This window comes from Spirulina sp. CCY15215 (genome assembly GCF_016888125.1).
GTDB lineage: Bacteria > Cyanobacteriota > Cyanobacteriia > Cyanobacteriales > Spirulinaceae > CCY15215.
In genome coordinates, this window is sequence record NZ_JACSWA010000110.1 from 1 (window position 1) to 409 (window position 409).

At 39.9% G+C, this 409-nt stretch carries 1 pseudogene; it reads right to left on the reverse strand.

The features are described from left to right. Nucleotides 1-376, reverse strand: a pseudogene (locus JUI58_RS00500) (hypothetical protein); the annotation flags it as partial. Between the last annotated feature and the right edge of the window lie 33 nt (nucleotides 377-409).

Consider the following 409-nt stretch of genomic DNA (forward strand, 5'->3'; position numbering starts at 1 on the left):
ACTGTACGGACGTTACATGTAACGTCCCTACCGGGGACTGGCTGCCAAATAGACAAGGGATTTCTTCTACTTTAACGGTAAAAGAAACGTACCATTCGTCCCGATGAGGACGATAAACAAGGGTACAAGTTGTGGGTTTTCCCCAATATTGAAAGCGACCTCGCATTTTTATCTTTAAGTTGAGGTCATTGAGAATCACCCAGCCATGATTAACGGCATATTTTTCGGAAGTTTTAATTTCCACTTTAAATCCTTGCCGTCCGTCTGGATATGTCCAACCCGAATAATCTCGAATGGATTTGAATTTAGGACGTTTGCGAATGCCTTTAAAAAAGGAATTATAAGCTAAATCTACTCGCTTTACTGTTGCTTGCAAAGAAGATAGATTTAATTGCTTATATTCTTCCCA